The 13,824-nt window shown below is 36.2% G+C and carries 13 protein-coding genes; 5 read left to right on the top strand and 8 right to left on the bottom strand.

Annotated features, from left to right (window positions below; genetic code table 11):
- Positions 1–78 precede the first annotated feature (78 nt).
- Genes DRF65_RS20240 through leuB form a run of 4 tightly spaced genes read left to right on the top strand, consistent with a single transcriptional unit; the run spans position 79 to position 4,381 of the window.
- Positions 79–1,242: a 2-isopropylmalate synthase gene (locus DRF65_RS20240; RefSeq protein ID WP_115972559.1), complete on the top strand. Its 1,164-nt coding sequence runs from the start codon at positions 79–81 to the stop codon at positions 1,240–1,242.
- Positions 1,243–1,271: 29 nt separating this feature from the next.
- A complete protein-coding gene (leuC, locus tag DRF65_RS20235) occupies positions 1,272–2,660 on the top strand; it encodes a 3-isopropylmalate dehydratase large subunit (RefSeq protein ID WP_115972591.1) in 1,389 nt (462 codons plus the stop codon).
- 7 nt (positions 2,661–2,667) lie between these two features.
- On the top strand, positions 2,668–3,276 hold the full coding sequence (gene leuD, locus DRF65_RS20230; RefSeq protein WP_115972558.1) for a 3-isopropylmalate dehydratase small subunit: 609 nt from the start codon (positions 2,668–2,670) through the stop codon (positions 3,274–3,276).
- Positions 3,257–4,381, top strand: a complete 1,125-nt coding sequence (leuB, locus tag DRF65_RS20225) for a 3-isopropylmalate dehydrogenase (RefSeq protein ID WP_115972557.1) — start codon at positions 3,257–3,259, stop codon at positions 4,379–4,381. The genes leuD and leuB overlap by 20 nt, the downstream gene beginning before the upstream one ends.
- Positions 4,382–4,494: 113 nt before the next feature.
- On the opposite strand, the gene DRF65_RS20220 is transcribed toward leuB, so the two are convergent.
- The 6 genes from DRF65_RS20220 to DRF65_RS20195 all read right to left on the bottom strand — a co-directional run bounded on the left by DRF65_RS20220 (position 4,495) and on the right by DRF65_RS20195 (position 7,747).
- Positions 4,495–4,674, bottom strand: a complete 180-nt coding sequence (locus DRF65_RS20220) for a hypothetical protein (protein WP_115972590.1) — start codon at positions 4,672–4,674, stop codon at positions 4,495–4,497.
- A gap of 13 nt (positions 4,675–4,687) precedes the next feature.
- Positions 4,688–5,293 carry a DUF4230 domain-containing protein gene (locus DRF65_RS20215; RefSeq protein WP_115972556.1) on the bottom strand — a complete coding sequence of 202 codons (606 nt, stop codon included), beginning with the start codon at positions 5,291–5,293 and terminating at the stop codon, positions 4,688–4,690.
- Positions 5,294–5,295: 2 nt separating this feature from the next.
- Positions 5,296–5,859: a TlpA family protein disulfide reductase gene (locus tag DRF65_RS20210; protein WP_115972555.1), complete on the bottom strand. Its 564-nt coding sequence runs from the start codon at positions 5,857–5,859 to the stop codon at positions 5,296–5,298.
- A gap of 3 nt (positions 5,860–5,862) precedes the next feature.
- On the bottom strand, positions 5,863–6,330 hold the full coding sequence (locus tag DRF65_RS20205; RefSeq protein WP_045496588.1) for a pyrophosphohydrolase domain-containing protein: 468 nt from the start codon (positions 6,328–6,330) through the stop codon (positions 5,863–5,865).
- Positions 6,331–6,599: 269 nt separating this feature from the next.
- Positions 6,600–7,019, bottom strand: a complete 420-nt coding sequence (locus DRF65_RS20200; RefSeq protein ID WP_115972554.1) for a hypothetical protein — start codon at positions 7,017–7,019, stop codon at positions 6,600–6,602.
- Between the two features lie 14 nt (positions 7,020–7,033).
- Positions 7,034–7,747: a glycohydrolase toxin TNT-related protein gene (locus DRF65_RS20195; RefSeq protein ID WP_115972553.1), complete on the bottom strand. Its 714-nt coding sequence runs from the start codon at positions 7,745–7,747 to the stop codon at positions 7,034–7,036.
- A 427-nt stretch (positions 7,748–8,174) separates the two neighbouring features.
- Between DRF65_RS20195 and DRF65_RS20190 the strand changes: the two genes are divergently transcribed.
- Entirely contained in the window at positions 8,175–8,942 is a 768-nt protein-coding gene (locus tag DRF65_RS20190; protein WP_115972552.1) for a class I SAM-dependent methyltransferase, read from the top strand.
- A gap of 78 nt (positions 8,943–9,020) precedes the next feature.
- On the opposite strand, the gene DRF65_RS20185 is transcribed toward DRF65_RS20190, so the two are convergent.
- Together DRF65_RS20185 and DRF65_RS20180 are read right to left on the bottom strand one after the other, a co-directional pair.
- Positions 9,021–11,252 carry a zinc-dependent metalloprotease gene (locus tag DRF65_RS20185; RefSeq protein ID WP_115972551.1) on the bottom strand — a complete coding sequence of 744 codons (2,232 nt, stop codon included), beginning with the start codon at positions 11,250–11,252 and terminating at the stop codon, positions 9,021–9,023.
- A gap of 178 nt (positions 11,253–11,430) precedes the next feature.
- Entirely contained in the window at positions 11,431–13,680 is a 2,250-nt protein-coding gene (locus tag DRF65_RS20180; RefSeq protein WP_115972550.1) for a zinc-dependent metalloprotease, read from the bottom strand.
- Positions 13,681–13,824: the final 144 nt, after the last annotated feature.

The raw sequence follows: 13,824 nt of genomic DNA, 5'->3' as shown, positions 1-13,824 counted from the left end.
TAATTTTCTGGAAAACTGAAAATGAAAAAATATTGCAAGCTGTAGTTTTGAATCAAAATTAAGTAAAAAACTTCATTTATGAATTCCGAAAAAATTGAAATTTTTGATACCACACTACGAGATGGGGAGCAGGTTCCTGGTTGTAAACTGAATACAAAACAGAAACTGATTATTGCTGAAAGGCTTGATGAATTGGGCGTTGATATCATTGAAGCAGGGTTTCCTATTTCCAGTCCTGGAGATTTTGAATCCGTTTCTGAAATTTCAAAACTCGTACGAAATGCAAAAGTATGCGGATTGACAAGGGCAAATAAAAAAGATATTGATACTGCTGCTGAAGCTCTAAGGTTTGCAAAGAAACCAAGAATACATACAGGAATCGGTACTTCCGATTCACATATCAGATATAAATTCAACTCAACAAGAGAAAATATTATAGAACGTGCAGCTGAAGCAGTAAGATATGCCAAAAACTACGTAGAAGATGTAGAATTTTACGCTGAAGATGCGGGAAGAACAGATAATGCTTACCTGGCACAGGTTTGTGAAGCTGTAATTAAGGCTGGTGCTACCGTTCTGAACATCCCTGATACTACAGGATACTGTTTACCGGAAGAATATGGCCAGAAAATAAAATACCTGAGAGAAAATGTAAAAGGAATTGAAAAAGCAGTTCTGTCATGCCACTGTCATAATGATTTAGGCTTAGCTACTGCAAATTCTATTTCCGGAGCCATCAACGGAGCCCGCCAGATCGAATGTACGATTAATGGATTGGGGGAAAGAGCAGGAAATACAGCCTTAGAAGAGGTCGTCATGATTCTGAAGCAACACAAACAGTTGAATCTCCATACAGACATCAATTCCAGAATGTTGAATGAACTGAGCACTATGGTTTCAGATCTAATGGGAATGTCTGTACAGCCTAATAAGGCCATTGTAGGAGCCAATGCGTTTGCCCACAGCTCAGGAATTCATCAGGATGGTGTGATCAAAAATAGAGAAACTTATGAAATTATTGATCCGGCTGAAGTGGGTGTAAATGCTTCTTCCATCATTCTTACAGCCAGAAGTGGACGTTCAGCATTAGCTTACCGTTTTAAACATATTGGTCATGATGTCACCAAAGATGAATTGGATTACCTGTATCAGGAATTCTTAAAAATAGCAGATCTTAAAAAGGAAATCGGTAATGAAGATCTGGCATTGATCATGGAAACATGCAGCAGAAAAATAGGATAGGGTTTGATTTAATTCAAGATAAAGTAAAAATGAACGAAAATAGAAAGACACTTTTTGATAAAGTTTGGGATGCTCATGTAGTAGATACGGTTCCTGACGGGCCACAGGTCATCTATATTGATAAACATCTGATCCATGAAGTAACCAGTCCACAGGCATTTGCAGAGCTTGAATCCAGAAATCTGGAAATATTCAGACCGGAGCAGATCGTGGCTACTGCAGATCACAATGTACCAACACTTCATCAGGAAGAACCAATACGTGATGAATTGTCCAGAAATCAGGTTCAGCAGTTAACTGAAAATTGTCAGAAAAATAATATCGAATTATTCGGATTGGGACATCAGTATCAGGGAATTGTCCATATTATCGCTCCTGAACTAGGGATTACACAGCCGGGAATGAGTATTGTATGTGGAGACAGTCATACTTCAACGCATGGAGCATTTGGAAGCATTGCCTTTGGAATCGGAACCAGTCAGGTAGCTCAGGTATTTGCAAGTCAGTGCCTGTTACTTAACAAGCCTAAATCAATGAGAATTACTGTAAACGGTAAGCTTAATGATAATGTTCAGGCTAAAGATGTTATCCTTTACATTATTTCAAAAACAGGAACTGATGGCGGCACAGGATATTTTTGTGAATATGCCGGAAATGTTTTCGAAGAAATGTCGATGGAAGGAAGGATGACGGTGTGTAATATGAGTATTGAAATGGGAGCCAGAGGAGGAATGATCGCTCCGGATGAAACCACTTTTGAATACGTTAAAGGAAGAAAATTTGCTCCACAAGGAGAAGAATGGGAAGAAAAAATAGCGTATTGGAATACATTAAAGACTGACGAAGGAGCTGTTTTTGATCAGGAACTTACCTTCGATGCATCAGATATTTATCCAATGATTACCTATGGAACGAATCCAGGAATGGGGATTTCTATCCATGAAACTATTCCTGTCCCTCAAAACGAATCTGAAGCAAAAGCTTTACAGTATATGGGACTGGAAGCCGGACAGACTCCATCCAGTATAAAAATTAATTATGTATTTATAGGAAGCTGTACGAATGCAAGGATTGAAGATTTTAGATCCGCAGCTCAATATATCAAAGGGAAAAGCAAATCTGATGCTGTAAAAGCATTAATTGTTCCCGGTTCTCAGCAGGTTGTAAAACAGATCTATGAGGAAGGACTTGACAAAATCTTTAATGATGCGGGATTCCAGATCCGCCAGCCCGGATGCTCTGCTTGCCTGGCCATGAACGATGATAAAATTCCGGAGGGAGAGTATTGTGTCTCTACTTCAAACAGAAATTTTGAAGGAAGACAGGGGCAAGGTTCCAGAACAATTCTGGCAAGTCCGCTTACTGCAGCGAAAGCCGCAATAGAAGGTAGAATTTCAGCTTTTGAAAGTTTAAATTAAAAATTACATGCAAAAATTAGTTATTATAAAATCCAGTGCAGTTCCATTGCCGGCAGAAAACATAGATACAGATCAGATTATCCCTGCAAGATTCCTAAAAAGTATTGACAGAAAAGGTTTTGGAGAAAATCTGTTCAGAGATTGGAGATACAATATTCACACCCATGAGCCTAATCCTGATTTTGTACTGAACAATCCAAAATTCAGTGGCAAGATTTTAGTAGCAGGAAATAATTTCGGATGTGGAAGCAGTCGGGAGCATGCCGCATGGGCATTAACGGATTATGGATTCAAGGTTATTATTTCCAGTTATTTTGCTGACATTTTTAAAGGAAATGCTTTAAATAACGGCCTTCTTCCGGTAAAAGTTTCTGAAGAATTCTTAAAGGAAATTTTAGAAGGAATCAATGAAAATCCGGATAATGAAATTGCTATTGATGTAGAATTGCAATCTATCAGTTTCAAAGATACCACAGAAACTTTTGAACTTGATTCTTATAAAAAAATATGCCTTATGAATGGCTATGACGATATTGATTTTTTAATCAGCAAAAAAAAGGCGATCGCAGAATTTGAACTAAAGACACAGAAAAAAAATGAGCAACAATTATTTTAAAATCGCAGTACTTCCCGGAGACGGAATTGGCCCTGAAATCATCAGTGAAAGCATCAAGATTTTGGATGTGATTGCTGAAGCTTTCCAATATAAATTCCACTTTGATTACGGGTTGATAGGAGCAGAGGCTATTTTTAAAACAGGAGATCCCTTACCGGAAGAAACCCTTAAGATCTGTAAGGAATCTGATGCTGTGCTTTTCGGAGCGATAGGAGATCCTGTATTTGACAATAATCCTGATTCCAAGATAAGACCGGAGCAGGGGCTATTGAGACTTCGTAAGGAATTAGGATTATTTGCCAACATCCGTCCTTTAAAAACATATGCTTCTCTGATTGAAAAAAGTCCGCTTAAAAGAGAGATCATTGAAGGTGCGGATATTCAGATTTTCAGAGAACTTGTAAGCGGGATTTACTTCGGAGAAAAATTTACTGATCCGGAAGGAGCATATGCTTATGATATATGCAGGTACAGCAGAGAAGATATTCTTCCTATTGCCCATATGGCATTTCAGGAAGCACAGAAAAGAAATAAAAAACTGACTTTAATAGATAAAGCTAATGTTTTAGATACTTCCAGATTATGGAGAAAGATCTGCCAGGAAATTGCTTCTGAATATCCGGATGTACAGTTAGATTATATGTTTGTAGATAATGCAGCCATGCAGTTGATCCTTAATCCAAAGCAGTTTGATGTTATTTTAACGGAGAATATGTTTGGGGATATTATTTCTGATGAAGCCAGTGTGATTGGAGGGTCTATCGGATTGCTTCCGTCGGCATCAGTAGGAGAGAATAATGCATTGTTTGAGCCTATTCACGGTTCTTATCCACAGGCAAAAGGAAAAGGAATTGCCAACCCTATTGCTTCTATTTTAAGTGTGGCAATGATGCTGGATCATCTTGGATTACAGTCTGCCGCCAACAAACTGAGGCAGTCTGTAGAGTATGCGATCGAAAATAAATATGTGACGATAGATCTTAATACCAAACAATATTATTCTACCAGTGAAGTGGGAAGCTTTATTGCGGATCATATCAGGTATTCGGAGAAGTCCTATTATAATTTTGAAAATGTAAAAATTGGAAAATCTACCATTGTGTAGTTATATGTGAAGGTTCACTTAGATAGATAGTTAGAAGAAAGGATCTGCCTCTTATGAGACAGATCCTTTCGTTTTATTTCTGAAATATTTAAACCTTAACAGTTTTTTTACTCTTATGTATTATCCGTTTTTCCTGATTTGTTTTTGGAAGCTTTTTGAATGTCTTCCTTGTCGATATCAGGGGGATTAACCTTTTTCGATGAAGCAGGAATATTCTGGAAATCCTGATTTTGCTTTTGGGTTTCTGCGGTATTGGCAGATTCCTTTTTCTTGTTATTTCCTTTTGAGTCCATTGCTGAATTATTTTTAGAGTCCAAGAATACCGATCTTTCCGGTCTTATCTTCTATAGTATAATTCAAAGCCTTTGCCAAAACAAAAATATTATCAAGATTTTCCATCAATTGCTTTCGTCCTTCAGTTCTCAACTGGTTCTGATCAATAGATTTAGTTGCTGTTTCCTTAGCTTTTGCCGTTACATTTTTAATATCCTTCTCAGAAATTCTATTAAAAAAGGAATCATCCAGGGATTGAATTTCAACACTGGGTGTAATCCTGATGTCTGCATCAGGAAGTTCAGTGATGACCAGCTTCTTGTTGATGGAGTCTACTTCAATCTTCATTTTATTCAGATCATAAGAAACCTGTGCATTGGTTTTTGTAAAGGTAATAATACTGTTACTGGAAACCTCTTTACCCATGAATTCATAGCCCATTTTGGTTTTCTGCATGCTGGAATTGTTCTGTTCTATCACCACCATCTTATTCATTTTGGAGATCTGGTTGGTCAGGATATAATAATCTGACTTTTCCGTTTTCTTACCAAGATTAAGACAGGATTTAAGCCCAAAAAACAGAAGAACCATAACACCGGCCCCCGCTGCAAACGATAAAATTGGTTTATAATTTCTCAAATCTATTTAAAAATTTCTTTAATTATAGAGGAGTCATTCTTTTTCAGAATTTCAGCTAAATCTCTTTCAATATATCCACTGGTAGGCATTTCTACAATTCTACCTACTTCTTTTCCATATCTTTTCAGGATAATGGTAGGAACTTTCTGGATGTTATAAAGAGATTCGTCTCCACTAGGAGATTCTTTTTTACGGTTAACAGCGATAATGGTCAGCTTGCTTTCAGGATAGCTTATATCTTCCAGAATTTTCATCAGTCTTGGAAAATCTCTGTGACTGTCTTCACACCAGGTTCCCATGAAAACTATGATATCATAAGATCCCAGCCTTTCCTTTCTCAGTTCACTGACTGCCTTCTGGTCCAAAGCATATTCATCATGCTCTTTTACATACCAGTCAGCATAAGGAGCTTTCAAAAACTGTCCCTTCAACTGATGTCCCAGAAGCATTTTGCCATCTTTTTCGGTGGTGACTTCGCGGTTAACCACTACTTTCTGAGCACTAAGCTCTTGGGTAGCTAAAAATAAACTTGAAGCGGCAACAATATTTGTAATAAATTTTTTCATATTTTATTTCTCAATAATTGACTTTAGATCAGCAGGAGAGTAGTATTTGTTTTTTAATACTTTATGATCTGCTTTTCTGTACACATTGAACTTTTCACCAGATTTCTCATAAAAAGATTCTACGTCCTTTTCTTTATAGAATTCAACGGTTTCATTAGCCTGTTCCTCATTATCACATGCTTTAGACATATTAGAACGCTGAACTTCGTTGAATAGCTCTACAAATTTGTTGCCAAGTCCGAATTCCAGTACAGCACCACTTAAAACATACTGTAAATCACAAAGAGCATCTGCAATTTCTACAATATTATTGTCGGCAATCGCTTGTTTCAGTTCATTAAGTTCTTCCTGTAGAAGTTCTACTCTAAGATTGCATCTTTCCGGAGAAGGAATTTGTGGGGTGTCTAGAATAGGGGCTTTGAAAGTAGTATGGAATTCTGCTACTTGGTTCAAACTATCAATTTTATCCATGAAATTTTTTATTTACCACAAAGATAAAAAACGAATTGTAAACTCATAAAGTAAACTTTCACAAAATATCATGAATGAAGGGAAAATAGAAGAAATGCTGGGTTGAAATAGGTTTCTAGACCACAGATGACGTAGATTTTCACAGATGTTTATGTTTTTAAATGGTTTTGGAAAATTTTAAGTGTCAGTAATTTTTAATACGATACAAAAAACCACAACTCTAAAGCTGTGGTCCTTATTTAAAATCTATTGGTGGTATTCAATTTTAATTATTCCAATTCCTGATATTCCCAAATTCCGGAGATATTTAATATTTCTAAACCTGGCTGTTTTTCTCCATAGCTAAATATACAAATATAGTTTGTGCTGCAGGATGTGCAGGAGGTTCCGAAGTATAATGTAGGCAGATCATTTACTGTTAATTCTCCATAATGTTGCATTCTCTGTGAAGTTTCGGTAACCATTCCCATTTTTAACAGTTCTGATTTTGATGCTACCAGATCTTCATGGTAGATTTTCATGATCGGAAAACCTGACTGATAGGGAGTGATTTCAATTGAATTTTCATGACTACATTCACAGCAGGCAAACTGGGTTATGGCTGCCGGAATTACTTCGTCATTAATGAACCTGTCTTTCTTGAGCAGGGCTTTTTTACCAATTCTTATTTTTTTTGATATTGAATACATCTGAGCTTAATTGTTTACTGGATCACAGTCCCTTCCAGGTTAGGGTATTTTCCACTTGGGCTTTTTTTAATGGTAATTTTAATATATCCTTCTTCTGCTAATTTATTCCAAGTTTTCGGAAATCCGGTATTAATGTCAATGGGAATTTTCCACATGGTCTGTTTTCCGTTTCCGGTTTGATTAAACCAGGGAATAATATCTGCCGTTTGAGATCTAAAAGGTAATGCATTAAGGACATCTATTTGATAATAGAAATCATATTTGTTTTCAGGCTGGTTTAAAGCCCTTTCTGTGAAAGTATATACATATCCATTGATGATTGGGCTGGTAAAATTCCCGCCTAACGTTGGATTTCCGGTTCCGTTATAGCTTCCAACGGCACCACTATATCTGTCATATTTTTGTCCGGCCTGTATTGCAACATCATCTACAATATTGTAACCGCCGTTTGCCGGTGGCCAGCCGCTATTCAGGTTATTAGTCTGAAATAGTTTTTCAAGCTCTTTCCAGTTTCCCTGTTTATACAGGTCAAATGCCCGCATCCTGATTGTTTGGTTTACTTTATTGTCCGGATCATAAGTGGTCGCAAAATCATCAGCATTTTTGAAAAACATGATTTTTACCGGGCTTGGCTGGATAATAATTTCTTCTTCTCTGTCATCAGAGCTACAGGCCATAGAAAAAGATGCCATGGCCAGAAATAAAATGTACTTAAATAAATGTTTCATATATATATAAATTAAATTATGTAAAAATTTAAATAGGTATTATCAGGGATGCAGGCCAACAGCAATGCTTATATAGAATAGATTATCTTTTACAAGTGTACAGGTGTTTTCTTTATCAAAGAATATTTGATTTAATATAATGAACCTTGTCTTCTAAAATGAAGGAAAAAGGAATCAAAAGAATAGAATGATCCATCATAAGAAAAGCTATGGAAAGCCTCCTTTAAATACAAACTGGTAACGGTACTGGTCTTGAGCGATAAATTTAAGTTAAAAAAATGAATTTATAGTATATTTTTAATATATAAGATTTATATTACGAATTATGTGATGTTTTTTGGAACTATAGAACTGTTTTTATTAAACATAAATAATTATGAACAGTTTTTTTATTTAAAAATTACTCATACACACCAACAAAAATATTATGAAAGAAAATCAAATCTTATTTAATGGATTAAGATCACAAATGTACAAACAGGCTCTTAACGATTATCCCGACGCAAGAGAAAGTGATATATATGTAATGAAAAAATATCTTGCTCCCCAATCTCATGAAGTTATTCTGGAAGCAGGTGCAGGAAGTGGATTCTTTTCAGGAATATTGGCGGATATGTTGCCTGCAGGGAAACTTATTGTTTCTGACCCGTCAGACGATCAGCTTAATGGAGTTAAAGGATTAAAGAAAGAAAATATTGAGGTTTTACAAGAGGGAGCAGATCATATTTCGCTTCCAGAAGAAAAAGTTGATGCTGTTTGGAGCTTTGGTGCACTACATCATTGTTTTGATAAAACAAAAGCCTTTGGTAATTTTTCCCGTATTCTGAAAAAAAATGGCAGGTTGGTAATTGGTGATGTATGGTCATCTACTAAATTAGCTGATTATTTTGACAGACATGTTGCTAAACATTGTGTGACAGGTCATGAAGTCGCATTTTGGAGTGATGGCTTTACAGAAACACTTTGTGCAATAAGTGGATTCTCAAATCCTGAAATATATGATCTGCCGTTACAATGGAAGTTTAAAAAAGAGGAAGAGATCGGTGATTTTATATACAAGTTCCACGCAATGATTTCAACAACTCCTGAAGATTGCCTGAATGCAGCACATGAATTATTGGGAGTTCAAAAACAAGAAGATGGGACATTTAATCTTAATTGGCCAATGAAAATCTTTGTTGCCACAAAATTGTAATTTTTAATAACCTGATATAAAAATAAGCTACTTCAAAAAATGAGGTAGCTTATTTTATAATAATGTGTTCTTAATATGTTATTTTTTAATGAACATCTTGGAGAATTTCTCAATTTGAATAACATAATTTCCTTTGATCAGACTGCTTACATTGATTGTTCCGTTCTGAAGAGCACCTTCCATGATCAGTTTTCCGGACATATCATAGATTTTATATCTTTCTGACCTTGTATTGGAAAGGGTTAGGATATCCGTCACTGGGTTTGGATACAGCTTAATTTCTACAGAATCTTTCAGTTGAGTCTCTGCGGTAGACAACTCGCCGGCAGTTACAGAAATATCAGCGTTATTGATATCAAAAAAGATATGATTGCTTCCTTTTACCATGAATCTCCCCGAATTGGTTGCAACATTAGGGATTACTACTGGTTCAGAACCGTCATTCGGTGTTCCTGTCAATAAAGTAGTCCAGGTTTCTCCATTATCAGTAGACCAAAGGATATCTACATTGGCAGCATTGATATTATTAGAGGTTGTGCCTGCCACATTCCAGGTTATTGTTTGTGAAGTTCCTCCTACATAAGATACTGCAGCATTCTGTGATGTGATAATAAAAGGACCCGCAACAGCGTTCACTCTGATTTTTGCATCATCAGAATTGTTTCCTGCTCCTCCTAATCTGTTGTCTCTTACGGTTAATCTGAAATTCAGATCTCTTGAAACAGAAGATAAAGCCTCCACTCTTATTTCTGATCCCATTGTTTCTGTTGCTCCTGTTAAAATAGTAGTCATTTTAGGGAAATATCTTACAGGTGAAGCAGAGGGCACCCATGATCTGAATGTTGGCCCATTTGTTTTTGTTGATGTGGCCGCAGAGTTACTTCCTGTTTGAGAAGAAGTTCCCTTATCCATCTGTTCCCAGATATAGGTAAGTAAATCTCCATCTGTATCAGTTCCTGAGCCTGTAAGTACAAATGGTGTACTTTTAGGAATAGTGTAATCTGCTCCTGCATTGGCTGTAGGAACTGAATTACCTGTAGGTGTATTTACAGAACAGGTTTTAGATTTAATAGTATTGGTGATCTGTTGAATGCTTATGGCATGGAAAAATGTATCAGAGTGAGGCTGAACATCATAACTTGTAATTCCGGCATATCCCATAATTGTAGATCCGGAGCCCGGTTCAACAGATTGTAAATCGCTTTGTGTAGAGTAGGACCATGTATGGTTTCCTCCGAATTGATGTCCCATTTCATGAGCTACAAAATCAATGTCGAAAGTATCACCTTTAGGACCTCCACTGGAAGGAGATGTATAGCCACTTCCTTTATAATTGATAGGAGTATTAACGCCCTGACTTACAACAACAGACATGTCATTACTGCAAATACATCCTATACACCCTGCATCACCACCACCTCCTGTAGCTCCAAATAAATGTCCGATGTCAAAATTTTCATTACCTATTTTTGAATTCAGATCATTCATAAGCTCGAAGTTCCATTTGTACATTTCTATGGATAGAGAGTAAGGATCATTGTTTGCATTAGTATAAATAATTGTGTCATTATTAGGGATCAGAACCATTCTTGCAGCAAAATCATTTTCAAAAATACCATTGACACGGGTCATGGTATTATTCATGGCTGCTAAAGCATCGGCTTTGGTTCCTCCAAAATAATTTGCATATTCCCCGGTACAGGATAATGCCAGTCGGAATGTTCTTAATACAGCATCATCAGCATTTTTGGCTGTGATCACGTTGGATGTTCCCTTTTGTGCAGATTCCAGAACTTTGCATTCAAAATTATTCAGGTCATTTTTTCTGTCTGATCTTTTGTAAACAGCATAAGTGGAAAGATCTTTGGCATAAGGTTCAATAAAAACAGCTGATTTATCACCATAAATTTCCATAGAAGACAATCCTAAAGAAGAAATACTGAAATAAACCGTAGAAGTTTTATCTTCTATTCCCTGGCCAATATAAGATTTAATATCCGGATATTTGGCTGCTAATTCAGGATCGAAATTTGAATTTTCTGTTACCCTGAAACGCTCCATCTTTCCTGTTGAATTAGGAAGAGAAATAATAACTGAAGATTTTTCTGTTGCTCTTTTTGGTGTTCTTGTAAGTGCGCTTTTTAATCCATTAATATCCAAATGGAAAATTCTCGGATTGTCAATATTTTTCATATTTTCAAAAACGGGTGAAGAATTTTCCTGGGACCTTTTAGACCATAAACGGTCTGTTTGCGCAAAAGAAATGCCTGATAACACTAGCATCCCCATCATTAATAATTGTCTTTTCATGTTGCCGTGATTTTTTAGATCATTCAAAACTAAGAAATTTTTATTAAAATATTATTTTTCTTTAGAATAATTTAAAATAATAATTTGATAAAATAGATAACTAACTGAATATAAACAAATAAAAAACTGCTCTGTAATAGAGCAGTTTCACATCTTTTAATTTTTTATATTAAGGCAATTAATCCTTAATGAATCGTTTTGTTGTTTCTCCTATCTGAATCATATAGGCTCCTTTTATTAGGCTGCTTACATTGGCTGTGCCTCTTTGAAGTTTTCCTGAGTGTACCAGTTTTCCGGACATATCAAAGATTTTATATTCTTCAGTATTTGTATTTGAAATCGTTAGAACATCTTTCACAGGATTTGGATATAGTTTCATATCTGCTGATGTTTCTCTTGATACTTCTTTATCTACAAGTTTTATAGCCTTAGGAGTTACTGAGATATTGGCATTATTCACATCAAAGAAAATATGATTGGTTCCTTTTACCATAATTCTTCCAGATGTAGTAGCAGCATTGGGGATTGTTACAGCCTGCGAACCATCATTTGGGGTTGCTGCCAGTAGAGTAGTCCAGCTGCTTCCATTATTAGTCGACCAAAGGATGTCTACATTGGCCGTGTTTACACCATTTGAAGTAGTTCCTGCCACATTCCAGGTAATGGTTTGTGTACTTCCTCCAGCATAAGAAACCGCACTATTCTGTGAAGTAATATTGAAAGGACCTGCAGTGGCATTTACTGTAATCTTTGTATCATCAGAATTATTTCCAGATCCTCCAGCTCTGTTATCACGAACAGTAAGTCTGAAGTTTAATGTTCTTGCTACTGAAGAAAGCGCTTCAACAGTAATTTCTGAACCTGCTGTAGTGGTTGCTCCGGTTAATATGGAAGCCATTCTTGGAAAGTATCTTATAGGTGAGGTAGTAGGCGTCCATGATCTGAAATTAGGGCCTGATTTTTTTGTAGCACTGGCTGCAGAGCTAGTCCCTTTTTGAGTAGATGAAGCATTATCTATTTGTTCCCAAATATAGGTAAGGGAATCGCCATTTGCATCGGTGCCCGATCCGGTCAGCATAAAAGGTGTACTTTTAGGAATGGTATAATCTAATCCTGCATTGGCTGTAGGAATTGAATTTCCTGTAGATGTATCTACAGAACATGTTTTCGTTTTAATATTATTGGTAATCTGCTGAATGCTTATAGCATGGAAAAATGCATCAGAATTAGGCTGAATATCCTGATCTGTAATTCCTGCATACCCCATGATGGTAGAACCTGATCCGGGCTCCATATTGACTCCAGTGCCTTCATTGTCAAAAGAAAAGGTGTGATTGCCGCCGAACTGATGTCCCATTTCATGAGCTACATAATCGACATCAAAAGCATCACCTGAAGGGATAGCATTTGCTGGAGAGGTATAACCGCTTCCTTTATTCTTATCTAAAGTAGATGATGTATCATCTACACAAATGCAACCAATACATCCGGCATTGCCTCCGCCTCCTGTGGCTCCGAACAAATGTCCAATGTCATAGGCGTTATTTCCTATAACATCAGTCAGCGTATTTTGTAATTGCAAACTCCAGCCTTTGGTGTTATTAGCATTGATTTTAGCAGTTCCTACGTTTGCGTCTGAATAAGGGTCTGTAGAGGCGTTGGTATAAATTAATTGATCATTATTAGCAATAATAACCATTCTTGCTGAAAAATCTTTTTCAAAAATACCGTTTACACGGGTCATAGTATTGTTCATCGCTGCTAACGCCAGTGCTTTCGTTCCACCGAAATACGTTGTGTATTCTCCTGTACAGGAAAGAGCTAATTTAAATGTCCTCAGTGTTGAATCATTGGCATTTCTGGCAGCAATTTTTGAAGAAGTTCCTTTTTGGGCTGACTCTAGTACGGTACATTCAAACTTACTTAAGTTATCTTTTCTATCAGATTTCTTATAAATCACATAAGAAGATAAATCTTTAGTATAAGGTTCAATAAAAGTGGCCGATTTATCCCCATAAATTTCCATAAAAGAAAGCCCTAAAGGGGAAATACTAAAGTAAACTGTTGCGTCAGGATTTTCTATACCTTCTCCAATGTAAGACTTAATGTCCGGGTACTTTGATGCCAGTTCGGGCTGGAAATTTGAATTTTCTGTCACCTTAAACTTTTCCATCTTACCTTCCGCATTGGGGAAAGAAATGATAATTTGAGATTTTTCACCAGCAGTCAGTCTTTTAGGAGCACTTGCCAATGAATTTTTCAACCCATTGATATTTAATTGGAGAATTTTCGGGCTTCTTATATTAAGCATGTTTTCAAAAACGGGTGAAGAATTTCTTTCCACCCCTTGAGTCCATAGATGATCTGTCTGTGCGAAGGAAAAACCTGATAGTACAAGCATTCCCATCATCAATAATTGTTTTTTCATATAAAAGTGTAATTTTATTTATCTTGTTTAAAACTATGAAAAAAGGATTATTTAAAATTTAAAATTATCATAGGAAATTTCAATTATTAGCAATAGATTCTATGATTAAATGAAAAATAACAATTAAAACAGCGATAAAAAGAA

Origin of the sequence: Chryseobacterium pennae (assembly GCF_003385515.1) — a bacterium.
In the GTDB taxonomy this organism is placed as follows: Bacteria; Bacteroidota; Bacteroidia; order Flavobacteriales; family Weeksellaceae; genus Chryseobacterium; species Chryseobacterium pennae.
This window is presented reverse-complemented; position numbering and strand designations above follow the sequence as displayed.